Annotated in this window: 28 protein-coding genes and 1 tRNA gene; 12 read left to right on the top strand and 17 right to left on the bottom strand. The window is 34.8% G+C overall.

From position 1 onward, the window contains the following. Positions 1 to 9: 9 nt before the first annotated feature. Genes H5T44_04075 through H5T44_04040 form a run of 8 tightly spaced genes read right to left on the bottom strand, consistent with a single transcriptional unit; the run spans position 10 to position 5,868 of the window. Positions 10 to 615 (bottom strand): hypothetical protein, encoded by a 606-nt coding sequence (locus H5T44_04075; protein ID MBC7081402.1) that lies wholly within the window; start codon positions 613 to 615, stop codon positions 10 to 12. Continuing rightward, a complete protein-coding gene (locus tag H5T44_04070; GenBank protein ID MBC7081401.1) occupies positions 608 to 1,102 on the bottom strand; it encodes a gamma carbonic anhydrase family protein in 495 nt (164 codons plus the stop codon). Before H5T44_04070 ends, H5T44_04075 begins: the two co-directional genes overlap by 8 nt. Continuing rightward, a complete protein-coding gene (gene sucD, locus H5T44_04065) occupies positions 1,083 to 1,955 on the bottom strand; it encodes a succinate--CoA ligase subunit alpha (GenBank protein ID MBC7081400.1) in 873 nt (290 codons plus the stop codon). The genes H5T44_04070 and sucD overlap by 20 nt, the downstream gene beginning before the upstream one ends. Position 1,956: 1 nt before the next feature. Then, entirely contained in the window at positions 1,957 to 3,021 is a 1,065-nt protein-coding gene (locus H5T44_04060; protein ID MBC7081399.1) for an ADP-forming succinate--CoA ligase subunit beta, read from the bottom strand. A 9-nt stretch (positions 3,022 to 3,030) separates the two neighbouring features. Further along, entirely contained in the window at positions 3,031 to 3,630 is a 600-nt protein-coding gene (locus H5T44_04055) for a phosphatidylserine decarboxylase (GenBank protein MBC7081398.1), read from the bottom strand. Further along, positions 3,627 to 4,568: an archaeosortase A gene (artA, locus tag H5T44_04050; protein MBC7081397.1), complete on the bottom strand. Its 942-nt coding sequence runs from the start codon at positions 4,566 to 4,568 to the stop codon at positions 3,627 to 3,629. Before artA ends, H5T44_04055 begins: the two co-directional genes overlap by 4 nt. Beyond that, complete coding sequence (gene xseB, locus H5T44_04045) at positions 4,505 to 4,711, bottom strand: exodeoxyribonuclease VII small subunit (GenBank protein MBC7081396.1); 207 nt, start codon at positions 4,709 to 4,711, stop codon at positions 4,505 to 4,507. The genes artA and xseB overlap by 64 nt, the downstream gene beginning before the upstream one ends. After that, a complete protein-coding gene (locus H5T44_04040; GenBank protein ID MBC7081395.1) occupies positions 4,666 to 5,868 on the bottom strand; it encodes an exodeoxyribonuclease VII large subunit in 1,203 nt (400 codons plus the stop codon). Before H5T44_04040 ends, xseB begins: the two co-directional genes overlap by 46 nt. A gap of 79 nt (positions 5,869 to 5,947) precedes the next feature. Between H5T44_04040 and H5T44_04035 the strand changes: the two genes are divergently transcribed. After that, on the top strand, positions 5,948 to 7,174 hold the full coding sequence (locus H5T44_04035; GenBank protein MBC7081394.1) for a tRNA (N(6)-L-threonylcarbamoyladenosine(37)-C(2))-methylthiotransferase: 1,227 nt from the start codon (positions 5,948 to 5,950) through the stop codon (positions 7,172 to 7,174). Here H5T44_04035 and H5T44_04030 read toward each other — a convergent pair. Continuing rightward, positions 7,128 to 8,366 (bottom strand): PKD domain-containing protein, encoded by a 1,239-nt coding sequence (locus H5T44_04030; GenBank protein MBC7081393.1) that lies wholly within the window; start codon positions 8,364 to 8,366, stop codon positions 7,128 to 7,130. The two genes, H5T44_04035 and H5T44_04030, sit on opposite strands and share 47 nt — an antisense overlap. Positions 8,367 to 8,447: 81 nt before the next feature. Next, entirely contained in the window at positions 8,448 to 9,311 is an 864-nt protein-coding gene (locus H5T44_04025; GenBank protein ID MBC7081392.1) for a hypothetical protein, read from the bottom strand. A gap of 35 nt (positions 9,312 to 9,346) precedes the next feature. On the opposite strand from H5T44_04025, the gene H5T44_04020 reads away from it, so the two are divergent. After that, positions 9,347 to 10,633, top strand: coding sequence for a DUF4147 domain-containing protein (locus H5T44_04020; protein MBC7081391.1), 1,287 nt, complete (start codon positions 9,347 to 9,349; stop codon positions 10,631 to 10,633). On the opposite strand, the gene H5T44_04015 is transcribed toward H5T44_04020, so the two are convergent. Further along, on the bottom strand, positions 10,630 to 10,854 hold the full coding sequence (locus H5T44_04015; GenBank protein MBC7081390.1) for a NifU family protein: 225 nt from the start codon (positions 10,852 to 10,854) through the stop codon (positions 10,630 to 10,632). The two genes, H5T44_04020 and H5T44_04015, sit on opposite strands and share 4 nt — an antisense overlap. Before the next feature lies 1 nt (position 10,855). Then, positions 10,856 to 11,026 carry a 4Fe-4S binding protein gene (locus tag H5T44_04010; GenBank protein ID MBC7081389.1) on the bottom strand — a complete coding sequence of 57 codons (171 nt, stop codon included), beginning with the start codon at positions 11,024 to 11,026 and terminating at the stop codon, positions 10,856 to 10,858. Positions 11,027 to 11,243: 217 nt separating this feature from the next. Between H5T44_04010 and H5T44_04005 the strand changes: the two genes are divergently transcribed. Then, entirely contained in the window at positions 11,244 to 13,034 is a 1,791-nt protein-coding gene (locus H5T44_04005; protein ID MBC7081388.1) for a hypothetical protein, read from the top strand. Continuing rightward, a complete protein-coding gene (locus tag H5T44_04000; protein MBC7081387.1) occupies positions 13,031 to 13,543 on the top strand; it encodes a Holliday junction resolvase in 513 nt (170 codons plus the stop codon). Before H5T44_04005 ends, H5T44_04000 begins: the two co-directional genes overlap by 4 nt. Here H5T44_04000 and H5T44_03995 read toward each other — a convergent pair. Then, positions 13,538 to 14,806, bottom strand: coding sequence for a phenylacetate--CoA ligase (locus tag H5T44_03995; GenBank protein ID MBC7081386.1), 1,269 nt, complete (start codon positions 14,804 to 14,806; stop codon positions 13,538 to 13,540). The genes H5T44_04000 and H5T44_03995 overlap by 6 nt on opposite strands. Before the next feature lie 122 nt (positions 14,807 to 14,928). Between H5T44_03995 and H5T44_03990 the strand changes: the two genes are divergently transcribed. The 4 genes from H5T44_03990 to H5T44_03975 are packed head-to-tail and all read left to right on the top strand — an operon-like array spanning position 14,929 to position 17,397. Further along, a complete protein-coding gene (locus H5T44_03990; GenBank protein ID MBC7081385.1) occupies positions 14,929 to 15,543 on the top strand; it encodes a 50S ribosomal protein L11 methyltransferase in 615 nt (204 codons plus the stop codon). A gap of 13 nt (positions 15,544 to 15,556) precedes the next feature. After that, a complete protein-coding gene (locus H5T44_03985) occupies positions 15,557 to 16,018 on the top strand; it encodes a TIGR00270 family protein (GenBank protein ID MBC7081384.1) in 462 nt (153 codons plus the stop codon). Beyond that, positions 15,987 to 16,553, top strand: a complete 567-nt coding sequence (locus H5T44_03980; protein ID MBC7081383.1) for a threonylcarbamoyl-AMP synthase — start codon at positions 15,987 to 15,989, stop codon at positions 16,551 to 16,553. Before H5T44_03985 ends, H5T44_03980 begins: the two co-directional genes overlap by 32 nt. Next, positions 16,543 to 17,397 (top strand): type II methionyl aminopeptidase, encoded by an 855-nt coding sequence (locus H5T44_03975; GenBank protein MBC7081382.1) that lies wholly within the window; start codon positions 16,543 to 16,545, stop codon positions 17,395 to 17,397. The genes H5T44_03980 and H5T44_03975 overlap by 11 nt, the downstream gene beginning before the upstream one ends. An 11-nt stretch (positions 17,398 to 17,408) precedes the next feature. Here H5T44_03975 and H5T44_03970 read toward each other — a convergent pair whose 3' ends face one another. The 3 genes from H5T44_03970 to H5T44_03960 all read right to left on the bottom strand — a co-directional run bounded on the left by H5T44_03970 (position 17,409) and on the right by H5T44_03960 (position 18,434). After that, positions 17,409 to 17,654, bottom strand: coding sequence for a MoaD/ThiS family protein (locus H5T44_03970; GenBank protein MBC7081381.1), 246 nt, complete (start codon positions 17,652 to 17,654; stop codon positions 17,409 to 17,411). Then, entirely contained in the window at positions 17,651 to 18,358 is a 708-nt protein-coding gene (locus H5T44_03965; GenBank protein ID MBC7081380.1) for a HesA/MoeB/ThiF family protein, read from the bottom strand. Before H5T44_03965 ends, H5T44_03970 begins: the two co-directional genes overlap by 4 nt. Before the next feature lie 3 nt (positions 18,359 to 18,361). Continuing rightward, a tRNA-Val gene (locus tag H5T44_03960) sits at positions 18,362 to 18,434 on the bottom strand. A gap of 101 nt (positions 18,435 to 18,535) precedes the next feature. Here H5T44_03960 and H5T44_03955 point away from each other — a divergent pair. The 4 genes from H5T44_03955 (at position 18,536) to H5T44_03940 (ending at position 21,183) form a co-directional block, all read left to right on the top strand. Continuing rightward, on the top strand, positions 18,536 to 18,841 hold the full coding sequence (locus H5T44_03955) for a winged helix-turn-helix transcriptional regulator (GenBank protein MBC7081379.1): 306 nt from the start codon (positions 18,536 to 18,538) through the stop codon (positions 18,839 to 18,841). Between the two features lies 1 nt (position 18,842). Next, positions 18,843 to 19,175: a hypothetical protein gene (locus H5T44_03950; protein ID MBC7081378.1), complete on the top strand. Its 333-nt coding sequence runs from the start codon at positions 18,843 to 18,845 to the stop codon at positions 19,173 to 19,175. 80 nt (positions 19,176 to 19,255) lie between these two features. Next, positions 19,256 to 20,065, top strand: a complete 810-nt coding sequence (locus tag H5T44_03945; protein ID MBC7081377.1) for a hypothetical protein — start codon at positions 19,256 to 19,258, stop codon at positions 20,063 to 20,065. A gap of 296 nt (positions 20,066 to 20,361) precedes the next feature. Beyond that, a complete protein-coding gene (locus H5T44_03940) occupies positions 20,362 to 21,183 on the top strand; it encodes a hypothetical protein (GenBank protein ID MBC7081376.1) in 822 nt (273 codons plus the stop codon). 142 nt (positions 21,184 to 21,325) lie between these two features. On the opposite strand, the gene H5T44_03935 is transcribed toward H5T44_03940, so the two are convergent. Then, entirely contained in the window at positions 21,326 to 23,518 is a 2,193-nt protein-coding gene (locus H5T44_03935) for an elongation factor EF-2 (protein ID MBC7081375.1), read from the bottom strand. Position 23,519: the final 1 nt, after the last annotated feature.

Below are 23,519 nucleotides of genomic sequence, written 5' to 3'. Positions count from 1 at the left end.
CTTTCTAACCTATTTCTTGTTTTTCAATTTCTCTAAAATTGCTCCATATTTTTCAAATTGTATTATAACAAGCAATTTTTCATATTTATTGCATAAGTTAAGGATTTTTTCAGCAATTTTATTTTCTCTTTCCTCTTCAAGTTTTTTAAAGGATTTGATAGAAGTTATTTCTTTTTCCCACATCACAACAAATTCCTCCGCATTTTTCGCATTAAATTTCTTTTTTGCCAACCTTTTGACTTTTCTTGAATATCTTATTAGCGAGAATAGAGAAATGTACTCAACAAATTTTTCCATGTATTCATCATCATTCATATCAACTGCAAATAGCGGAATTTTTTCTTTCTTTGAGATTTCATCCGCAACAATTATATCTTGTGGAGGAATTGCAATTTCTCCATATCTCGAAAGATGAAGAAGATAATACTGGTATTCTATTGGCATGCTAGCTTCCTCAATTTTTTCCCCAATTAGCTTTAAATCCTCATCCGCAGTAACTATAGCAATACAATCTGGATTTATCTCATAAAATGATTTTTTTACTTTTTCCCCCTCTCCCGCAAGCCCTCTTATAACTGGCAATAAATAAATTTTTTTCCCGTTAATTTCAATCATGTTCATTTAACAATTTAGCCTTATTATACATTTCCTCACAAATTCTTTTATTTTTTTCAATCTCCTCTATCGTAACTTCTCTTATTACTTTCCCTGGTACCCCTGCAACAAAGGAATTTTTTTCCGCATCTTCCTTGACAACACTTCCAGATGCAATTATACAGTTATCTCCAATTTCCGCTTCAAGAACAATCGCTCCTATTCCAACTAAAACATTTTTGCCTATTTTGCTACCATGAATAATCGCACCGTGAGATATTATGCTACCTTCCCCAACTCTAACTTCTTCAGGGGATTCAATAAAGGATTTATCTAGCACTGCACTCTTTTTTCCTATAAAAATTTTTTCATCTGTTGCGCGAAGCAAGGCATGGGGCCATATATTTGCAAAATCGTCAATAAAAACATCCCCAATTATCAATGCATTTTCATCAACAATTGCAAATTTACTTATTTTCGGATATTTTTCACCAAACTTCCTTATCATCTTTTATCATTTTTGCTATCTCACTTGGAAAGCGAGCTACTTTAACACCAGCTTTTTTAAACGCCCTTATCTTTGATTCAGCGGTCCCTTTTCCACCCGATATTATTGCTCCCGCATGCCCCATCCTCTTGCCCTCAGGAGCACTCCTCCCCGCTATATATGCATATACTGGCTTGCTTATCTTTTTCTCTATAAATTCAGCTGCTTCCTCCTCTGCAGTTCCGCCTATCTCTCCAACAAGAACAATTGCCTCTGTTTCCTCATCTCTTTCAAAAGCATCAAGGGCATCAATAAAATTTTTTCCAGTAATTGGATCTCCTCCCAGGCCGACGCATGTTGATTGACCAATTCCCGCCATGCTCAGCTCATTCACTATTTCATATGTAAGTGTGCCGGAGCGGGAAGCAACTCCCACATTTCCCTTTTTGAAAATATGATTCGGAAATATCCCAATTTTTGTTTTCCCTGGAGAAACAATTCCTGGACAATTCGGGCCGATAAGAATAGCTTTTTTATATTTTGCATAATTTACAAACTTTATTGAATCATGGAAAGGTATATTTTCAGTTATCACAACAACTAAATTTAAGCCCACATCAATCGCTTCAATTACCGCATCAAATGCATAAGGGACTGGGACAAAAATAATGCTTGCATTTGGCTTCATTTCCATTGCTTCTTCAACAGTATCATAAACCTTAACTCCTTCAACTGTTACGCCTCCTTTTCCAGGAGTAACTCCCGCAACTATATTTGTTCCAAATTCCTTCATTGCTTTTGTATGAAATTTTCCTTGGTGTCCTGTTATTCCCTGAACAAGTAACCTCACTTTTTCATCCGCCCATATTGCCATTTTAACTCACCTCAACAACCTTTTTAGCAGCTTCTTCAAAAGAGTCAATGGTTATAACATAATCTTTAAGCATTTTCCTCGCTTCTTCTTCATTTATTCCCTTAATTCTTGCAACAACTGGCTGGCTAATCTTCTTTTCCTTCATAAATTCAACAATTCCCTTAGCAACAGTATCGCATTTCGTTATTCCACCAAATAGATTCACTAATATTGCTTTCTGATTTGCTTTTGCCATCAGCTCAAACGCCTGCTTCACCTTTTCCACATCATCTGTTCCTCCCAAATCAAGAAATACTCCTCCTTTTCCGCTAAATTCATTTATTGCATCAAGTGTTGCCATCGTTAATCCCGCTCCATTTGCAATGACTCCTATGCATCCCTCGAGCTGAACAAATGCAATGCCCTTTTCCCTTGCCTCCTTTTCAAGAGGAGATAGCTCAACAAACTCCTTTGGAAGCTCAGGATGGCGGTATATTGCATTGTTATCAACAATTATTTTTGCATCTCCCGCTATCGCCTTGCCATCAGAGATTATCAATGGATTTATTTCCGCGAGCTCACAATCTTTCTCAACAAAAAGTTTAAACAAATTTTTTGCAATTTCTCTTGCTTCTTGAGGAATTTTTCTCAGCTGATAGTTTTGCAAGCCCATAAATGGATTTATATATACTTTCCTAACTTTTTCCGCAATACTTTCAATATCCACCCCTCCCTCACCGCAGAACATCATAAGATATTGCTTACTGCTCCTGTCAATAAAAAAACTCAGATAATACTCCTTCTCTATTCTTATTTTTTCTTCAACAAGAATTTTCCTTACCCTCTCACCTTTTACTCCTTTAGAAATCATTTCATCAAAAATTATTTCCGCCTCCCGCAGATCATTCGCAACTTTTATTCCGCCCGCCTTGCCCCTTCCGCCGACGAGAACCTGTGCCTTTAATACCCAGGGGAATAGGATGGCTATATCTTTTAGCTCTTCTTTTCTTTCAATAACTTTGCCTTCTGGTACAGGAATACCATAGCTTCTGAAAAGCTCCTTTCCCTGATGCTCCAGTAATTTCATGGTAGGAAATCATGAGGAATTTTTATATTTTGTTACCGCTATTCTTTCTCCCGCTTTAACTTTTTTTTCTTTTTCAACAATTATCTTACAATTTTCCGGCAATATCAACTCAACTCTCGAGCCAAATCTTATTATTCCTATCTTTTCTCCCTTTTTCAAAAAATCTCCTTCCTTCACATAAGGCACAATTCTCCTTGCAAAGAAGCCCGCAATCTGAAAAATCCTTATTTTTCCAATATCGCTATCTATCTCAATTTCCAGCTTCTCATTTTTTTCTGCGTTGCGAAAAGCAAGACAATGCTTTCCTTCATGCCTTCTAATTTTTGATATTTTTCCATCGTATGGCATCAGATTAACATGCATGTCAAACAAACTCATAAAAATTGAGATTTTTCCCTCATTTTCAATTATTTTCCCATCAGCGGGAGAAACTATTCCATCCTGAATTTCTCTTTTTAAATCTCTGAAGAAGAAAATAAAGAAAGCCTGCAATAAAAGAAGGAGGAGAAAAATATATCCAAAAACTGAATAAAATTTTGAGAGGAAAAGAGAGAGAATTAAAAAAGGAATGGGGAGGAATGCTATATGAAAGCATTTTTTTGCTATCATTTTCTCTTTGGCAGATCAAATAAAGCGGAAATATTATGATATACTTCTGGAACCATATCAAAAGTTATGAATGCAAGAATTATAAGAGCAACCAAAGAGCCAATTTTTCCAATTACATTATGCATTAAATAAAAGCTGATTCCCAGGATTTCAATTCCATATATCACTCCCGCATTTCTTATAAGGTTGAGGATATATATTGTTGGAACAGTTATCAAAAATCCTTTAATTCTCTTAGAATAATCTGAATTTATCGCGGTGAAGACACCAATAAAAACCGCTATTGATTGCAATCCAGTGCAGGCAAGAATAAGCTGAACACTTTCATGCCCGTTAAAATATACAGGCACATAGGTAACCATTCCATATCTAACATCTCCTGTGGTAACATTGTAGCCAATGAAATTCATTATCGAAGCGGTCTGCTGGGCAACAAGCTTTATAAGCATCCCTCCCACTACTTCAATTTTTTCAAAAACAAAATATAGCAAGCCCGCAAAGAAGGTGGCGCCCGCCAGGAAATTTAAGCTCTGAAGTCCTTCATTTTTCTCATATGAGAGCCATTCATGATAAGCTATATAGGAAAGAAAATAAACCCCCGCGATGCAAAAGATGGCATTTACTATGTCTCCTTCTCCCTTATAATATAAAATTTCTGGCTGGGTTGCCCAATAAATTGAAAAGAGAAGCCATCCATAGCAGAGTATCACATGTTTTATTCTCTTCTCAGTGAGATATCCTGCTCCAATTATAAAAAGGGATAGGAAAAGGAAGGGAGTTGTGATAAAATTTAAGCTTTCCATGCTTAGATTTATTACTAAAAAATGGGCTAAAATAAGAGCAATTGTTGGAGGAATAAAAAATAAAGATTGTCTCATTTTATATCTTCCATAAGTTTTTCTATTTTCATCTCCGCTTTCTCTATTTTTTCCTTGCATAGCTTACAGAGTTTTATTCCTTCTTCAAATTTTGATATTGTTTCATCAAGAGATAGCTCTCCTTTTTCAAGCTCCTCTATTATCTCTTCAAGCTTTTTCAATGCTTCTTCAAATCCGATTTCTTTTTCTCCTTCACACTGCATTTTGCATCACCATCTTTAACAACTATTCTTATTTCTTCTCCTACTTCTATATCTTCAACGCTATTAAATACTTTATTATCTCTAACCCTAAAGCATATGCTGTACCCCCTGCTTAAAATATTATAGGGGCTGAGAGCATTTAATATTTCAAATCTGATATTTATCATATTTTTCATATTTTCAATATAAATTTTTGATAAACTCTTTATTTTCTCAATTTTATAATTTAGCTCATCCGCTTTTCCAAGAATTAGCTCATCCGCATGAAGAAAAGCCTTCCTCTTCATTATCCCATCGATTATTCTCTTATACAAATTTATCCTTTCTTCAACAACTTTTATAATTCTTTTCAAAAACAAATCAAGCATGGAAAGAATCTCCTCCCTGCTCGGCACCGCCATTTCAGCGGCTGCAGAAGGAGTGCTTGCCCGCTTGTCCGCAACAAAATCGGAGATTGTGAAATCTGTTTCATGGCCTATTGCAGAAATTATTGGAATTCTCGAGCTGAAGATTGCTCTTGCAACCTTTTCTTCATTGAATGCCTGCAAATCCTCCCAGCTCCCCCCGCCCCTGGCCAGAATTATTAAATCAATATCGTTCCTTTTATTTATCTCATTTATTGCATTAATTATTTCTTCTTCGCATCCCTCTCCTTGCACTCTCACAGGAGCAACTAAAATGTTTGTAGGAAATCTTCTTGAAATTATATTAAGGATATCATGTAAAACCGCCCCATCAGGAGATGTTATTATTGCAATTTTTGAAGGAATCTTTGGAGTTTCTTTTTTATATTTTTCATCAAATAGGCCTTCCTTTCTCAATTTTTCTTTTAACTCCAGAAATTTTATGAATAATTCACCAACACCATGGCTTTTTATTTCCTTAACATATAGTTGATAATATCCTTTCTTTTCATATACTCCAATATCTCCTTTTACAATAACTTTCATACCATTTTTCAAATTTTCTTTATTTTTTCCAAAATAAACGCATCTGAGCAAAGATTCTTCGTCCTTTAAGTCAAAATATATTATTCCCAAAACTTCTTTAAAATTTGATATCTCCCCTTCAACCCATATATCGTTTAAATTTGCATTTTCAATTGCATCTCTTATAAATGATACAACTTCTTTTACACTCAATATTTTCCTTAGCATTCAAAACAATTTTGTTTTATATATTTAAGCATTTGCAGTTAGCGGAGCAAAAAATAAAATATCAATGTAATTTAAGAACGTGAAGGTTTATATTGAAACATATGGATGTGCAGCAAATCAAGGAGATGCTTCAATAATGCAGGGGGTAATTGAGAAAAGAGGACATGAAATTGTTGAAGATGCAAAATTTGCGGATGCAATAATAATTGTTACATGCACAGTAATAGATACAACACAGCAAAGAATGCTTAGCAGAATAAAAAAATTCAAGGAGAAATACAAAGGTAAAAAAATTATTGTTGCGGGCTGTATGGCTTCTGCACAGCCAGATTTGATTAAAAAAGTTGCAAGCGATGCAATCTTAGTTTCTCCTTTAGAAATAACTTCAATTGGAGATGTTATTGAAGGAGAAAAAGCATATAAGGGAATAAAAGCGGGCTTAGAAAGAAAAATTGACATAAAATTAAATTTTCCAATTTCTGATGGATGCCTTTATAATTGTTCATATTGCATAACAAAAAAAGCAAGAGGAAATCTGATTTTTTACCCTATGGATTTGCTCTATGAAGATATTAAAGATGCAATTTCAAAAGGTTGCAGGGAAATAAGATTAACATCCCAGGATACCGCTTCCTATCCAAATTTGCCAGAATTGATAGAAAAAGTTAGCAGTATAGAAGGCAATTTCAGAATAAGAGTTGGGATGATGCATCCTCTCTCCGCTTATAAAATTTTAGATGAAATAATTGAAGCATTTAAAAATGAAAAGGTTTATAAATTTTTGCATTTGCCACTGCAATCCGCTAGCGAGAAAATTCTTAAAAAAATGAATAGAAGATACACATTCGATATCTTTTGCGAGATTGTAAAAGCATTTAGAAGAGAGTTTGACATTACCCTTGCAACTGATATAATAGTGGCATTTCCCGGCGAGAGTGAAGAAGATTTCAACGAAACAATTGAAGCAATCAAACAGATAGAGCCAGATGTGACAAATGTGACCCGTTTCTCCCCCCGCCCCTCCACGCCCTCCTGGCGCATGGAAAGGATGCCAACTGAAATTGCAAAGGAAAGATCAAGGGTTGCGTCAAAAGTGGCTAATGAAATCTCTCTTAAAAGAAATAGGAAATGGATAGGGAAGAAGACGAGAGTGCTTATTTTAGATGAGTATAAGGGATGGAAAGTGGGTAAAAATGATTTCTATAAATCTGTTTTTTTAAAGAGCGGAGAAATTGGAGAGTTTTTAGATGCAAAAATTTTTAATGCGAGCATAACACATCTTGAAGGAGAGATATTAAAGGGGTAAATAATCGGTAATTTTTAAGGGGTACGGTAATTGCAAGGGAATCCGACCATTCACTTTCTAAACCTTTTTCATCTCTTGCCCTTACTCTAATCTCATAATCACCCTTTTTATCCCATTTGTGCGATACTCTAACTTTTTCTCCAGATGGATAAAAGCCTGTCCATTCATCTACTATATAATCGCCATTCCAATCCCATCCATACTGCAATCTATCACCATCAGGATCTACTGCATAGCTCTCATACTCATAACTTTTTCTTATTCTTATCCTTTCTTTACCAACTGGTTTCTGTGGCTTTCCTGGAGTCCCTGGTTGATGATAGTTAGAAGAAATGATTTCCGCAGAAAAATCTAAATATTCTCCATCGGTAATATATATTTTGATGATATTTTTTGCGGTTGGAGAGAAATAGGCATTGCCATAAAGAGCGGAAATTCCACCGATAAAAGTCATATAATAGGCTTCATAAGTTCCCGCTTTAACATTCAAATAACTATGGGATTTACATTCAACAAAATACAAGCCAACTGGTTTCTCAGCGGGAAATAGTTCATCAATTAAATATAACATTTCATCAACAATTTCATCCATATCGCTTGGCAGAATTGTTTTGAGAAGCTCCGCAATTGTCTTTATGAAAGAAATTAAATCCTCTCCCAATTCCACCCTCATTATTGAAGGCATAGTAAGCCAAGAGGAACCCTCAGAAATAGGAAATGAAATGAAGGCATATGATGGTGTAAAGATTAATTTTATGCTTGCGCTAAAAGGTATTGGAAGAGGAGCAACAGATGTAACTAATAAACCCGTAATGTTAATATAAACTTCCTTTAAACTCAAATCAGATTTCTTAAAATAAGCATATCCTGATGCATATGCATTCCTTAAAGAAGCGGAAATATTTATATTTTCAATATTTCCAACTACTTTTAATTCCAAATTACCTTTAAAATCCAAATAATAAAATTCTCCTTCTTCCCTCGCCACTTTGAATTGTAATTCTTTAGAGCGGGCGGTTATGTTTAAAAATAAAGTAGATTGCTCAATTTCATATGAAAATTCTAAATCAAAATTCCAATTATCTCCTACATTCCAAACAGGCACATCATTCTTTTTACCATTTCCAAATGATGAGCTGAAAACAGAAAGAAGAATAATTGCAAAAACCATAAACACAAATCTCCTCTTCATTTTAATTACCAGAAATAGAATGATTAAAAGTTTAAATATTTTTGGGATTTTGTACTTGATAAAGCATCATAAGAGAAAATGCTATACTATTCTTGCTTCAAGACAGCAAATCCATATCATTTCAAATATTAATGCTATAACCGCTGGTATTGATGCATAATATCCGAAGAGAGAGGAAGCAATTAGCATGACAAGCCCCTCATTTTTAAATGAGGAAAAGAGAGCATAATTAACAATCTTTCTATTATCTACACCAAATCTTTTTCCTAGCATTTTTACAATTCCTCCTGTCCCAAATGTTCTTATTGCCATCATTATTGAAAGAAAAATTAAGGAGAGATAATCCTCAAGCAAGAAATTTCTGTTTTTTCCAACCATAGTAAGGATTATTATAAAAAACATCAAGTTTGACAAAATTTTTATTTTGCTTTCCTCAATTTTCCTGTAAATTAGGCGAGATAAAAAAATCGGCAAAATCACCAGGATGAAAATATTTTTGATAAGGACAAGGCTATTCACTTTTTCAGATAGGAAAATTATGATAATAAGAGGCATCAAAAAAATTGAAACAATATACAAAAAGATAAGAGAAAAAAGGGAATGAATCTTTTCTCCTTTAAGGGCCCCGCTCAGCGGAACAACCAGGATGGCGGGTGGAGCGGAAGCCATCACTATGAAGCCTTCAAAATATTTTTTCATGAAAAAGCCCATTGCAATTATCAGGGAGGAGAGGAAAGCATAATTTAGAAGGAAGGCATATAATAACTCCTTATACTCTTCTTTTATTTTAATTTTTATTGAGATGTTTGATATGGAAAATGTCATTGCGAGAAATAAAGAAATTGTTGCAAAAATGTCGCTGTAAGGAATCTCTCCTACAAGAAGAGCAAGAATAACCGCAACTATAACTGAGAAAGAAAAGCTTGAAAGAATTCTTGAAAGCATGTATAAAATTAAATAGGATTATTTATTTTTTTATGATGATAAAGAATTTTGAGAGCTTGGCTAAAAATACTGACAAAGAATTTTTTAAGATAAGAAGAGATATGCTTGAAATACTCGAGCATGTGCTTGAGGAAATGAATTCATATAATCTATTAAAGAAGATCATAATAAAAAAAGGAGAAAAGATTTATGTAAGAGGGGAGGAAGTAGATATAGGAAATTATAAGAGGATTTTTATTGCCGGCTTCGGAAAAGCCTCCGGCTCAATGGCGAAGGCAATTGAAGAGATAATTGATTTTGATGAAGGATTTGTAATAACTACTGAAGATATTAATTTGAGAAAGGTAAATTTGCTTAAGGGTACACATCCATTTCCAAGTGAAACGAATATAGAAGCAACAGAAAAAATAATTGATATTTTTGAAAGAGCGGAAAAGGATGATTTGATAATTGTTTTGATAAGTGGGGGCGGTTCTTCCTTGCTTTGCAAGCCAAAAATATCCCTTGAAAAAATGATAGAATTGACGGAAGAGTTAATGAAAAAAGGTTGCGATATAGAGGAGTTAAATATTGTAAGGAAGCGTCTTTCATATGTTAAAGGAGGAAAGCTTGCAAAAATGACAAAGGCAAGTGTTTTATCTCTTATAATTTCTGATATAATAGGAAATCCTGTTGAACTGATTGCATCCGGCCCCACTTCACCAGACCACTCATCTACAAGCGAGGCATTGAGAATAGTGGAAAAATATAGGATAAGGGATAGGGAAATTATTGAGGCCTTGAAAAAGGATGAAAAGGTGAGCAAATTAGAGAATGTAAAAAATATAATAGTTGCGGATAATGAAATGGCCTGTAAAAAAGCAATGGAGAAAGCTCTTGAAAAAGGATATTATTGCAATATTTTTACAAACAAGCTGAAAGGAGAGGCAAGAATTGTTGGCGGTGACTTGGGAAAATTTGCAAAAATTTATCCAAGAAACAATTCAATTTTGATATTTGGAGGAGAAACAACAGTAAAGGTTAAGGGAAAAGGAATAGGGGGTAGAAATCAGGAAGTTGTGCTATCCTCAATTGAGGAAATAAAAAATGAAAAAATATCTTTTATTTCATTTGGGACAGATGGGATAGATGGAAATAGCCCTGCGGGAGGGGCGATTGCGGATGGATATAGTTATAAAAAAGCGATGGAAAAGGGTATCAGCTGGAGGGAATTTCTTGAGGAAAACAATTCCTATGAATTTTTTAGGATTTTAGGAGATGCAATAATAAGTGGCTATACTGGAACGAATGTTATGGATATTCAGATTATAGGAAAAATTTAGACCGCTTCTACTCTTTTTATCTCGGGTATTTTTTTCTTTAAATTTCTCTCAATTCCCATCTGAAGAGTCATTTTTGAAAACGGGCAACCCGCACATGTTCCAACAAGGCGAAGCTTAACTATGCCATTCTTTTCATCAACATCAACAAGCTCAACATCCCCTCCGTCCGCCTGCAAGGAAGGGCGTATTTCATCGAGGGCCTTTTCTACTTTTTCTCTCATATTACTCAAGAGTTATACATTCATTTGGACAGACTTCCGCACAATGCCCACATTCAATGCATGCATTTTCATCTACAACCGCAAAGCTTTGAATTGTTATTGCCCCAACCGGGCATTCTTCCGCACAAGTCCCGCATGCAACACAACAATCCGCATTTACTTTTGCTGGCATGAAGAGATATTTCCTTTTTGTATTTATATTTTTGGTTATCAATGCTTTGTTGCAAAATTAAGCAATTTTTAGTCTTTCATTTAATCTATGTTTTTTACTCCGCATATTTTCATATTCCCATCCCAAAAGTAAATAGATTTAGGCTATTTTAATAGTTATGCAAAAAAGCAGTTGGAAAGATTGGTTAATTTTAAAAACAAGTTTTGTATATATTTACATGAAAAAAATTGCTTTGTTTGTTGTAATAATGTTTTTGGGTTTGGGAGCAAACGCAGCATTTAATGGAGCAAAAGAAGGAAAATTGGAAAGCATGCAAATTGTTATTAATTTTGGTGAGCCAGAGATTTTAAAAATTGGAGAAAAAAAAATAATTAATTTTAATGGATGCTCTCAAGTTTTAGCGGAAAAAATGCCAATTATGCCCGTTTATAGAAAAACATTTTTATTTCCTCCAGGAACAAAAATTTATTTGTATGGAAAAGCGCTAGCAATAAAAGAGATGATTGCGGATGTTTCTTTCTCAGATAATTTCTCACCACCTGGAAAAATTGTAAAAAGAGCAGAATATGAGAAAAATATAAGATTTCCAGAGAAATGGTTTGAATATGAAATTTTGGGAGGAATAATTGATGAAAAACGTTATACAATTTTAATTTTGAACATTTACCCCGCAATTTATGATAATGGAAAAATATTCTATTCACAGGACTTTGATTTAAAAATTGATTATATTTTGCCAGAGAAAACATTCGCCTCAGCATATGATTTCCTAATAATTTCTCCTGATGCTTGGCTAGATGAATTAAGCGTCTTTAAGGAACACAAGGAAAGCAAGGGAATAAAAACAATAGTAGTAGGGTTAAGTGAAGTTTATGCTCATTCATCCGCTGTGCAGGGAAGAGATGATGCAGAAAAAGTGAAGTATTTCATAAAGAATGCAATTGAAGAATGGGGAATAAAATATGTAATGCTTGTTGGAGGAAGAAAATATAGCTTGGGCGAAGAATGGCTCACGCCTGTAAGATATGCAAACATATACTGGGCGGACGAAAATGAATATGTAAGTGACTTATATTTTGCGGACATATATGATGGAAACTATAGCTTCTCTTCCTGGGATACAGATGGAAATGGGGTATATGCGGAATGGAAGAAAAACGGGTTTTTGAAAGACCAAATGGATCTATATCCAGATTTATATGTTGGCAGATTGCCCTGCAGGAGCAAATTTGAATTAAAAATTTTGATAGATAAGATAATTTCCTATGAAAATAATGGTGTAAGTAAAAAAGCGGTTCTTGTTGCTGGCGATAATTTTGAAACACCTGGATATGAGGGAGAGATAGTTACAGATAAGACCGCTTCATATCTCTCTTCCTATGAAATTAAGAAAGTATATGCAAGCATGACGGATGTTAATCCAGAAAATATAAAAAATGCACTTGGAAATGGAGCAACATTCATTCATTTCCATGGACATGGTAGTCCAATTTCATGGAGCACTCATAAGCCAGAAAATTTTGATAAATGGGAAAAAGGGCTGGATGTTCTCGATTTACCTTTCTTCAAGAATAAGGAATATCCAATAGTTGTCATAGGAGGATGCCATACTTCAATGTTCAACATAAGCATGACCGATTTCCCGTGGACAGGTGGCTTCCCTTCGCCCGCTGATTTAACCTCATGGTTCATTAAAAAGATTAATGGAGGGGCAATTGCGGGCATGGGATATACATGCTTCCCTGTGGCGACGCCTGGAGAAGAAGGCGACTTGGATGGGGATGGAGTAAATGAGGATGATAGTGTTGAATCTGGATATGGATATATGGAGTTAAATGTATTTAAGGCATATAGTGAGGGCAAGAGCTTGCTCGGCCAGACATGGGGGTATGCGGTTTCAAAATATGTGGAGAAATTTAAGTTGCCTTATCAGCCATGGCATCTTCATACAATTCATGGATTTGTTTTGCTCGGTGACCCAACTCTTAAAATAGGAGGCTACACTTGAGTGTATATGAAAGGGAGCTTAAGGAAATTTTATCTGGAAATAGAGAAATAATTGAAAGGATAATAAAAAATCTTGATGAGGAAAGGAAGGAGATATACAAAAAGATTATTGAGTATCCTTTTATAACTGTAAGGGCTGCTGGCTCCCTTGGAATAGCGGATATAGTGGCGGTAAGAGGGGACATTTCTTTATTAATTGAAATAAAAGCGAGAAAGGAGAAGGAAATTCTTTTCAGCCATGAAAAAGGGAGGATGCAGAGGAAGGCGGAGGAGATGCTTGAAAAATGTGAAAAATCAAAAGTTTTGCCAATATTTGCATTTCGCCTTAAAGGAATAAGAGATGAGGCATGGAAAATATTCACAATTGAAATGAAGGACATTGAAAAAAAGGATAAAAAAATATATGAAAAATTACCAAAAATAGAAATAAGTAAGGATGGAAATTATATTATGAGATGGGAAAATGGAATGAAGCTTTCTGAATTTATTTCACTGCTAAATTCCCTATAGATTTCTTTTATCGATAACCCTTTTTGCCTTTCCTTCGCTTCTTGGCAGGCTAAATGGCTCAACAACCTCTACTTCTGTGCCCAATGTTGTAATTATTTTTATTTCCTTCTTTATTTCTTCTTCAATTTTCCTCTTCTCTTCCTCGCTATATTTTTTAGCACCCTCCACCACTACTTTCAAGTTATCATCAACAATAATTTGCCAGTTATTTCCAAGGCGGGGATCTTTCATTATAACTTCTTCTATCTGACCTGGGAATATGTTTGTCCCTTTTATTATTATCATATCATCACTTCTTCCAGTTATAAATGAGTGCTTTAGATGTGTTCTTCCACAATTGCATGTTCCATCGTAAAAGAAGGTTATATCCCTCGTTCTATATCTTATTACAGGCAAGCCTTCCTTTGTAAGAGTTGTTAAAACAAGCTCCCCTTTTTCCTCTTTTTCAAGCCTTTCCCCAGTTTTTGGATCAATTATTTCCGCAAAGAAGTGATCCTCCCATAAATGCAATCCATCATGCTCATCACAGTCCGCAGATACACCTGGTCCACACATCTCTGTTAGCCCATATATATCATGAACATCCATGTTCCACTCTTCCATTATCCTTTTTTTCATTGCCTTTGTAAACATCTCCGCTCCAAATATCCCATTTCTCACTTTAAGCTGAGATGGCTCAATCCCCATTTTCTTCGCAACTTCTGAAAGATGCAATGCATAGGAGGCAACACCCGCTATAAAAGTAGTTCCATAATATTTCATCAACCTTATTTGTCTCTCACTCTCTCCCTTTCCAGTGGGCACGATAAGTGCTCCTATCTTCTGCCCCCCGTAATGGAAACCAAAGGCCCCAGTAAATGTTCCATAAGGAATTGGGATCTGGAAAATATCATTTTTAGTCAAGCCCGCCATCGCAAGGCATCGGGCCATAACTTCCGCCCAGACTTCAATATCTTTTTTTGTATAGCAAACAGTTATTGGCTCACCGGTAGTGCCAGATGATGCATGCAATTCAATGTATTTTTCCAGAGGATAGGCAAGCATTCCAAAAGGAGCATTTTTTCTGAAATCATCTTTTGTTGTAAATGGAAACTTGCTTATATCTTCCAAACTTTTTATTCTCGGGCTTATATCCGCTTCATCAAATTTTTTTCTATAAAATGGAACATTTTTATAGGCATGCATTACAATTTTTTTAAGCCTTTTTAGCTGAAGCTCCTCCAGCTCTTTCCTGCCTATCTTCTCCATTTTCGGATTGAACATGTTCGATTATTAATGAACAATATAAATTATTTTTGCAGTTAATAGCTAAGATGTGATAATTAGGATAAAATCACAAAAGCAACTTCATAAAAATATTTTTATACAAAAATGAGAATAAAAATGTGAAAAAGAAAGAGCTTGAAATATTGCTTCAGAAAATTGAAAGAGAAATAAAGCTGAAGGAAAATCTTGAACAATATATTACTCCTGCAGAAATTGCTTCCGACATTCTATGGATTGCAAGAGAAGATATAAAAGATAAGGTTGTAATTGACCTTGGTTGCGGAACTGGTATATTTTCAATTGGCTCAGCAATCTTGAATGCAAAAAAAGTTATAGGAATAGATATAGACGAAAATTTAGTTGAGATAGCAAAAAAGGAAGCGGAGAAAATTGGGGTTAAAATAGATTTTTTTGTTGAAGACGTTGAAAATTTCAATATAAGAGGAGATGTTGCAATAATGAATCCGCCATTTGGGGCCCAATATGCGGGCAGGCATGCGGACAGAATTTTTCTGAAAAAAGCAATAGAGCTTACAGAATGTATATACTCTCTTCACTTAAAAAGTACCGAGGATTTTTTAAAGAAATTTATTGAGGATAATGGATGGGAAATATGCTATAAGAAGGAATATAAATTTCCTCTTAAAGCAAGCTTGCCATTCCATAAAAAAAGAATTGCTTATTATGATGTGATTATGATAAATTTGAGAAAGGCAAAAAATATATCTCACTAAATATTTTATATCAATGAAGTGTGAGATGTGTGGAAGGGATACAAAACTTTTTAGAACATTAATTGAAGGCTCGGAAATGATGGTTTGTAGGGAATGTACCAAATATGGATTAATTATACCAGAAAAAACTTTAAAATTCAAAAAAACAACTCCTTACTCGAAGGATGTTTTTGATGAAATGAAAAAAGAGCTTGTTGATGGATGGGGAAGAAAAATAAAGGAGGCAAGGGAAAGAAAAGGACTTACAAGAGAAGAACTTGGGGCAAAAATAGGAGAGAAAACAACAGCAATTGCAAAAATAGAGAATGAGGAGCTTCGCCCTTCAGATGAAACTGTAAAAAAGCTTGAGAAATTTCTTGAAATAAATCTTTTCTGCGAAGTGGAGAGTGTTTCTTTAAAGCCGAAAAAAGCCAAGGCAATTACTCTTGGAGATTTGATTAAAAATGTTGATAAAGAAAGCAAGGAAATTGATTGAAGAAAAAGAGCTAGTGGTTTATCCAACAGATACATTATATGGCTTAGGAGGAGATGCAACAAGTGACGAGGTTGTCAAAAAAGTTTTTGATTTAAAAGAAAGGCCTTATAATATGCCAATATCAATAGCCCTTTCAGATATTGAGGAAATTGAAGATTATTGCTTCATGAATGATCTTGCTTATAAAATTGCTGAAAAATTTTTGCCAGGAGCAATAACCATTATTTTGAAGAAGAAAGCGGATTTGCCAGAACTTCTTGGAAAAGAAAAAATTGGGATAAGAATTCCAGCAAATGAAATAGCAAGGAAAATAGTAAAAGGAATGCCGATCACATCAACCAGTGCAAACAAGCATGGTATGGAAGAACCAAAGAGCATAGAAATTGCAAAAAAACAGCTTGGAGAAAAAGTAGCTCTGTATATAGATAATGGCATTTTGCCTGGAAAAGCATCAACAATAATAGATGTATCTGAAGGAAGGATAAAGATTTTAAGGGAAGGAGCAATAAGCAAAGAGGAAATATATGGAATATGAGAGCTATAAAGAAGCGGGAAAGATTGCAAAAAGTGCCCTTCAAAAAGGTATAGAAAGCATAAAGGAAGGAAAAAGTTATTTTGAGGTTGCAGAGGAAATAGAGGAATATATAAAGGCAAGAGCAGATCTTGCCTTCCCAGTAAATATATCTGTGAATAGCGTCGCCGCCCACTATACGCCTTCATTTGGAGATGCTCTTGAGTTTAAAAGAGGAGATGTGGTAAAGATTGATGTTGGAGCACATGTGAATGGCTTTATAGCGGATACAGCAAAAACAATAGAAGTAGGGACAAAAGATAAAGAAATGCTGATAAAATCAGCAAGTGAGGCTTTAGAGGAAGCAATAAGGATAATAAAAGCAGGGGTAACAATTGGGGAAATAGGAAGAAGGATAGAGGAAAAAATAAGGAAATATGGTTTAAAACCCGTTAGAAATTTACAAGGGCATCTTTTGAGTAGATATAGCCTTCATGCGGGAATATCCATTCCAAATGTTGCAAATGATAGCAAAACAGCTTTGAAGGAGGGGCAAGTTATAGCGGTTGAACCATTTGTTAGCAATGGGGCGGGCTATGTAGTGGATAAGGGAATTGGAAATATATATAGAATTACAAAGCATTCTATCTTTGCAAAGGAAATAGAGAAAAAATTTAATGGGCTTCCTTTTGCGGAAAGATGGCTTAGAGAGATTTATGGAAATGATACCCCTTCTAAAATATCATTTTTTATGAAAAGAAAACTTATAGCTCCTTATTTCAAACTTGTAGATGCAGAAAATGGAATTGTTTCTCAATTTGAACATACGATAATTGTCAGGGAAAACGGATGCGAAGTAATTACTTAGTTATTTAATCATTAACCCCCTTCAACTGGTGGAAAAATGGCAATTTCATCTCCTTCATTTACAATTTCCTCGCCATTTGCATATTTGTGATTTAATGAGACGAATGTGAATTTTTCCAATTTTTTTAATTCTGGATAAATTTCAAAAATTAATTTTATAATATCTTTCAATTTTTTTGTTTCATCTATTTCAAGATAAATCTCATTTTTACCAACTATTTCACGATGCAATGAATAAAATTTTATTTTTAACTTCATTTTCTCCCACAAGCTTCACAATTTTTATTTCTTTCCAGCTCTACTAAATAATAGGAAAGAAACTGGGCATCATAAATAAGAAGCTTATTTTCAAGCAATGGTCTAATTCCCGCTATATATTTTATTACTTCTGTTGCCTGTATTGTTGCAATTGTTCCTACCACACTCCCAAGAACCGGTGGGCTTTTCTCTTCCCTTACTTTCGGAAAAATACATTTCAAGCATGCGCTCTTATAAGGAATGACTACACTCACCTGCCCCTGCCATGCCCTGCATGCTGCGTGAAATAGAGGAATTTCATATTTCAGGCATGCTTCATTCAGTATATAGCGAGATTTGAAGTTATCGAGACAATCGACAATTGCATCCATCCCATCTAGCAAATCAATATTTTTTTCGCTTATTCTTTCTTTAATTCCCTCTATTTCTATCTCACTATTAAATTTTCTCAATTTTTCGACAGCAGAATAAACTTTTTCCTTCCCAATATCCTCTTCCGAATAAATTATCTGCCTGTTAAGGTTAGATAGCTCAACAATTTCATCTTCTATTATTCTCATATGCCCCACCCCCGCACCCGCAAGATAAAGGCAAACCGCGGAGGCAAGCCCTCCCACCCCAACAACCGCAACCTTCGCTCCTCTAAGCTTCTCCTGTCCTTCACTGCCCAGAATTGGAATTTGCCTCTCATATCTAGCTTGCATTTATGGGCTCGGAGGGATTCGAACCCTCGACCTCCGCCGTGTCAAGGCGACATCATAACCTCTAGACTACGAGCCCGCAAAGTAATAACAAGGAAATATTTTAAAGTTTTATGTTTCTTATGGTTTCGGGAAAGACAAAAGTTATAATTTGAAAATGATTATCAAGCATTGAATCCGATTAAAAAACTTCTTTGGTGGCTTCTTGCTGCTTCCGCTGGTGGAATAAGCAGAGGGAGGATAATTGAATTGCTGATTGAAAAACCAATGAATGCAAATGAGATTGCAAAAATTGCTGGAATGGATTATAAAACTGTTAGGCATCATTTAAAAGTGCTCGAGAAAAATAGCTTAGTAACTTCCATGGGTGAGGGATATGCGAAAATGTATTTTATATCTGATTTGCTTGAGCAAAATATAAAAAGTTTTTATGAGATTTGGGAAAAAATTGGGAAAAATAAAATAAAGGGGAAAGAGGTGACATAATATGAAAAAATTTGTTGTTTGGGTTGTAGTTGCGATGCTTGCTCTTCAGATGGCCAGTTTTGCAATTGCACAGCCAAAATGGAATGAAAAAATTCTCAATAGATTGAAATTATTTTATGTTTTTTCCACAATTATAAATCTTGTTTTATTGTTAGCTCTGCTCCTGATATATATAAACAGTTTCATTAAAACAAAGTCATTGTTTATGCTTGGCCTAGTTTTTTTCATAGGAGTTCTGCTTGTACAGAGATTTTTATCATTTTATTTTCCAGATATGCCCCATCTTTTTGAAACACTGGCGTTGATAATATTGCTTATATTGAGCTTAGAATAGGGAAAAATTTGGGAAAAATTGGGTAATAAATCTGGTAAATATATATAAGCAAATGGCAAATTTTAATATCGGTGATGAAAATGAAGAAAAAATATGTTGTAATTGGACTGGTTGCAACAATAGCGATTGCATTGATTGCACAAACACAAATAAATGCAATGAAAAACTGGGAAAGCAAGAACATTGAAGAAAATGGCTCAGGAAATAGCTTATGGAAAATGATTAAAAACCGCTGGAGCAAAGAAATGATGAAGCAAGAAATGAATAACTTCTGCAATGAAGAAATGCATCGCAACCGCTGGAGCAAAGAAATGATGAAGCAAGAAATGAATAACTTCTGCAATGAAGAAATGCATCGCAACCGCTGGAGCAAAGAAATGATGAATAATTACCTAAATATGACGAAAGAAGAAGGAATAATTGAATACATTGATGGAAAGTACTACATAAATGGGATAGAAATTTACTTTGGAGAAGATTTTTTCCTGAATACTACTTCAAGGAGTGATTATGACATGGATGGAACCTATGAGAAAGTTATAGATGAAATAAATGGGCTTGTTGGAAGCAAAGTAATAATAAATGGCTTGCTAGAAGATAACATAATTTATGCAAGCCACATAAATGGCATATGGCTCCGCATGCCTTGTCACAATGAATTTGTTGAATTGCAGGGATTGCTGGAAAAAATAAATGGTAGCTACTATATCAATGGATTTCAGCTTATGATAAAGCAAGGTTTTTCAAAAAGTGACATTGATAGAGATGGCTCAATTGAAAGAATGTACGATGAGCTGAATGGCTTAGTTGGGGAAGAAATAAAAATAGACGGGTTGCTTAAAGAAAACAGAATAGTAGTAATGCACATAAATGGTATCTGGGCAAGATAATCTTTTCCCTTTTTTTATTTTTTAGAGATTCTTCACACATTTTTCTGTTTGAAGATAGAAATGAAAAAGTGATTTAAAATGATGTATCTTAAGGAAATAAAAGAGCATTCTTTATGATATAAATGCGATTGATGGTTTAGGGCATTTGCTTATTAAAATTCCTTTTTCAAAGAGATAGAATTTAATGCATTGAAAGATATAATGAAGCCAAAGAAGAGATATGAAAAAATTTGTCAAAATCATTCATTTCGAGGAAAATTACAGCATAAAAAAATTTAATCATTTTTTTAAAAATTATGGTAAAAATAAAAAATGGGAGGATAGAGCAACATTATCCTAAAATGAAAAGAATAGCGGTTATTTTTCTCTCTATTCTTTTTTCGTTAAATAGAGTGGGAATTGTAATTTCTCCTTCTTTACAATTTCTTCAACAGCAATTTTTTTCTTCTTCAAAGGAAGAAATTAGATTTCACGGCTATACAGAGGAAAATTGCTATGTAGTAGCTGTCTCATCCTCTCATCCTATCCATGTTAAAAATTTTGATTTTGAAATATATAGGGAAGAAATAAATATTCCAACTATGGGTGAGCACTTTTATGGACTTTTTCTTACTAATGGAAGCTATATTTCTGGAGGATTTGGAAGGATTTTAAGCGGTGGTAAGGAAGAAAAATTGGATTACCTACATTTTGAATTTGGCAAATTCAATTTCACTTATAACAATATATTTATGTTTGATGGTTATTGCGGTGGCTCCGCTTATTATACAGAACCTTTTCCCCATACTCTTCCACCAGGGACATGGTATTTCATTTTTGCACAAGGTTTTTTTGATTTACCACAGGAAAGTGTAAAGGGATATATATCTGTATGGATAAATTTGAGTGATTATGAAGGAGTTTCTTTTGCTACAAGTGAGGGAGGAAATGTGAAATTTCATATAAACAATACTTTTGTATATACTTTCTTTGGTTTCCCTTGGGGAAATGGTTTCTGGAGAATAAAGTGGATAAAACCAGATGGAATAGAAACCTTAAATATGATAATAATTCACAATTATTACATACCAGATATTTTTTCAACAGGGGAGTGTGAGTGGTATTGGAGAAAGTGGTGATTATACTCTCCTTACAAGTGCTATTTATTATTGGTCCCCTCTAAACTGGTTTCTCTGGCATTTTTCATCGCCGTGGCATGGGCATCTAATGGCTGTATGTAGGCTATCATTTATCGGATTAGATGTTAAGCTTCCTTAATATTTATCCCGCATAATGTTCTGCAGGATATGGTTCTGGCTTAAGTCCCTTTCTCTCCCTTATTTTTCTCATTACTTCATCTTGCAAGAAATCTGGCAGTGGCTCAAATCCCATATTCTCTGTGCTCCATAGCACTCTTCCTCCAGTAGCACTTCTTATTGCAGATGCGAATCCAAACATCTCCGCAACAGGTGCTTTTGCTTGAATAATGCTCATATCTCCTTCATTCTTAATATCAAGAATTGTTCCTCTCCTCTGAGTTATTTCTCTTGTAACATTTCCTAAAAGCTCGCTTGGAACAGATATAAAAACTTTTTGAATTGGCTCAAGTAAGATTGGCTGGGCAAGTGTCATAGCTCCATAAATTGCATTTCTTGTTGCAGGTATCATCTGTGCTGGCCCGCGATGGATTGCATCTTCATGAAGTTTTGCATCAACAAGCCTTACCTTCACTCCTTGCAATGGCTCAGCTGCCTTGCATCCCGCCTTGCAAACTTCCTCAAAAGCTTGGGTTAATAATTCCTTTACTTCTCCCAAATGCTGAATTCCTTTTGTTACATCTGTAAATATATTTGTTCCTTTTATTGCGAAAACCCCTTTTGCATCTTCTCTATTCATTCCAAGCTCTTCAAGTTTTTTGGAAACCTCTTTTCTATATTTCTTAACATTTTCTTCTATTTGTCCTTCTAAAAGAGCTTTTAAAACATTTTCTTCAAGTGGTTCAACTTCTATATAAACGCAGTTGTGCTTATTTGGTGACTTTCCTTCGAAAACCGGTGATTTTTTGCGAACTGTTTCCCTGTAAATTACAGTTGGATCCGAAACTATTATATCCACTTTATGCTCATTCCTTATCCTGTATTCTGTTACTTCAAGATGAAGCTCGCCCATTCCAGACATTAAATATTCTCCCGTTTCTTGATTTATTTCAACCTGTATTGATGGATCCGCTTTTGAAACATCTCTTAAAACTTTTACAAGTTTAGGCAAATCTGCTGGCTTTTTAGCTTCAACCCTAACTGTAACAACTGGCTCAGAATAATGTTTTATTCCTTCAAATGACTCAAGTTCTGGATTTGTTGTTATTGTGCATCCCGCATAGCTATCTCTTAAACCAGTTATTGCAGCAATATTTCCAGCGGGTATTTCATCAACTGGTATTCTTGCATCCCCTACCATTACCGCAACTTGCTGAATGCGATATGGCTTTGGCATCCCCAGTATATATACTTCTTCTCCTTCTTTTAGTGTACCTGAAAAAACTCTTCCAACAGTTATTTCACCCGCATGAGGATCAATGATTATTTTTGTAACCATCATTGCAAGCTCTCCTTTTGGATTGCATTCTATCATTGCTTTTCCAATATCACTATTCAATTCTCCTCTCCATATATTTGGAATCCTATATTTCTGTGCTTCTCTTGGATTTGGAAGATGCCTTATAACCATATCAAGAGTTATTTTATGAATTGGAGCCTTTTTTGCAAGAGTTTCTTGATCATTTTTCAAGCAATACTCATATATATCTTTGAATGTTATACCTGTTTTTTTCATGAAAGGAACTGAAATAGCCCAATTGTTTAATGCACTCCCGAAAGCAACACTTCCATCCTCTGGCTTTACATTCCAATTCTTAAACTCTTCTGGAGCCATTTTATTTATAAGCCTATTTACTTCCGCAATTATCTTAACAAATCTCTGCTGCATTTCCTGCGGGCTGAGTTTCAATTCATTTATAAGCCTATCAACTTTATTTATTAACAAAACTGGCTTAACTCTTTCCTTCAAAGCCTGTCTTAAAACAGTTTCGGTTTGAGGCATTACTCCTTCAACCGCACAAACAACAACTATGCATCCATCCACCGCTCGCATCGCTCTTGTAACATCTCCTCCAAAATCAACATGTCCAGGTGTATCAATTAAATTAATTAAATATTCCTGCCCTTCATATTCATGAACCATTGAAGCAGCCGCCGCATTTATCGTTATACCTCTTGCCTGCTCCTGCTCATCATAGTCAAGCACAAGCTGCTCGCCCGCAAGCTCCTCAGAAATCATGCCTGCTCCAGCGAGCAAGTTGTCGGAGAAAGTTGTTTTTCCGTGGTCTATGTGGGCAACTATGCCAATGTTTCTTATTTTCTCGGGTATAAATCTCAATTCCTTTGCTTTTGCAATATTTTCTTCTTTCCTTCCCATA

The sequence above is a fragment of the Thermoplasmatales archaeon genome (genome assembly GCA_014361195.1).
GTDB lineage: Archaea > Thermoplasmatota > E2 > UBA202 > JdFR-43 > JACIWB01.
The sequence above is the reverse complement of the archived record's forward strand: the minus strand, read 5'-3'. Positions and strand labels throughout refer to the sequence as shown.

Bases quoted from the DNA above. Each gene is read 5' to 3' on its own strand.
- H5T44_03975 (MBC7081382.1), top strand. From the start codon at position 16,543: ATGGAATATGAGAGCTATAAAGAAGCGGGAAAGATTGCAAAAAGTGCC.
- H5T44_03940 (MBC7081376.1), top strand. From the start codon at position 20,362: ATGGTAAAAATAAAAAATGGGAGGATAGAGCAACATTATCCTAAAATG.
- H5T44_04030 (MBC7081393.1), bottom strand. From the start codon at position 8,366: ATGAAGAGGAGATTTGTGTTTATGGTTTTTGCAATTATTCTTCTTTCT.
- H5T44_04015 (MBC7081390.1), bottom strand. From the start codon at position 10,854: ATGAGAGAAAAAGTAGAAAAGGCCCTCGATGAAATACGCCCTTCCTTG.
- H5T44_03985 (MBC7081384.1), top strand. From the start codon at position 15,557: ATGAAGTGTGAGATGTGTGGAAGGGATACAAAACTTTTTAGAACATTA.
- H5T44_04055 (MBC7081398.1), bottom strand. From the start codon at position 3,630: ATGATAGCAAAAAAATGCTTTCATATAGCATTCCTCCCCATTCCTTTT.
- H5T44_04005 (MBC7081388.1), top strand. From the start codon at position 11,244: ATGAAAAAAATTGCTTTGTTTGTTGTAATAATGTTTTTGGGTTTGGGA.
- H5T44_03935 (MBC7081375.1), bottom strand. From the start codon at position 23,518: ATGGGAAGGAAAGAAGAAAATATTGCAAAAGCAAAGGAATTGAGATTT.
- H5T44_03980 (MBC7081383.1), top strand. From the start codon at position 15,987: ATGTTGATAAAGAAAGCAAGGAAATTGATTGAAGAAAAAGAGCTAGTG.
- H5T44_04025 (MBC7081392.1), bottom strand. From the start codon at position 9,311: ATGCTTTCAAGAATTCTTTCAAGCTTTTCTTTCTCAGTTATAGTTGCG.
- H5T44_04010 (MBC7081389.1), bottom strand. From the start codon at position 11,026: ATGCCAGCAAAAGTAAATGCGGATTGTTGTGTTGCATGCGGGACTTGT.
- H5T44_03945 (MBC7081377.1), top strand. From the start codon at position 19,256: ATGAAGAAAAAATATGTTGTAATTGGACTGGTTGCAACAATAGCGATT.
- H5T44_04040 (MBC7081395.1), bottom strand. From the start codon at position 5,868: ATGCTAAGGAAAATATTGAGTGTAAAAGAAGTTGTATCATTTATAAGA.
- artA (MBC7081397.1), bottom strand. From the start codon at position 4,568: ATGCAAGGAAAAAATAGAGAAAGCGGAGATGAAAATAGAAAAACTTAT.
- H5T44_04020 (MBC7081391.1), top strand. From the start codon at position 9,347: ATGATAAAGAATTTTGAGAGCTTGGCTAAAAATACTGACAAAGAATTT.
- H5T44_04060 (MBC7081399.1), bottom strand. From the start codon at position 3,021: ATGAAATTACTGGAGCATCAGGGAAAGGAGCTTTTCAGAAGCTATGGT.
- H5T44_03965 (MBC7081380.1), bottom strand. From the start codon at position 18,358: ATGCAAGCTAGATATGAGAGGCAAATTCCAATTCTGGGCAGTGAAGGA.
- H5T44_03970 (MBC7081381.1), bottom strand. From the start codon at position 17,654: ATGAAGTTAAAAATAAAATTTTATTCATTGCATCGTGAAATAGTTGGT.
- H5T44_03995 (MBC7081386.1), bottom strand. From the start codon at position 14,806: ATGTTCAATCCGAAAATGGAGAAGATAGGCAGGAAAGAGCTGGAGGAG.
- H5T44_04075 (MBC7081402.1), bottom strand. From the start codon at position 615: ATGATTGAAATTAACGGGAAAAAAATTTATTTATTGCCAGTTATAAGA.
- sucD (MBC7081400.1), bottom strand. From the start codon at position 1,955: ATGGCAATATGGGCGGATGAAAAAGTGAGGTTACTTGTTCAGGGAATA.
- H5T44_04070 (MBC7081401.1), bottom strand. From the start codon at position 1,102: ATGATAAGGAAGTTTGGTGAAAAATATCCGAAAATAAGTAAATTTGCA.
- xseB (MBC7081396.1), bottom strand. From the start codon at position 4,711: ATGCAGTGTGAAGGAGAAAAAGAAATCGGATTTGAAGAAGCATTGAAA.
- H5T44_03950 (MBC7081378.1), top strand. From the start codon at position 18,843: ATGAAAAAATTTGTTGTTTGGGTTGTAGTTGCGATGCTTGCTCTTCAG.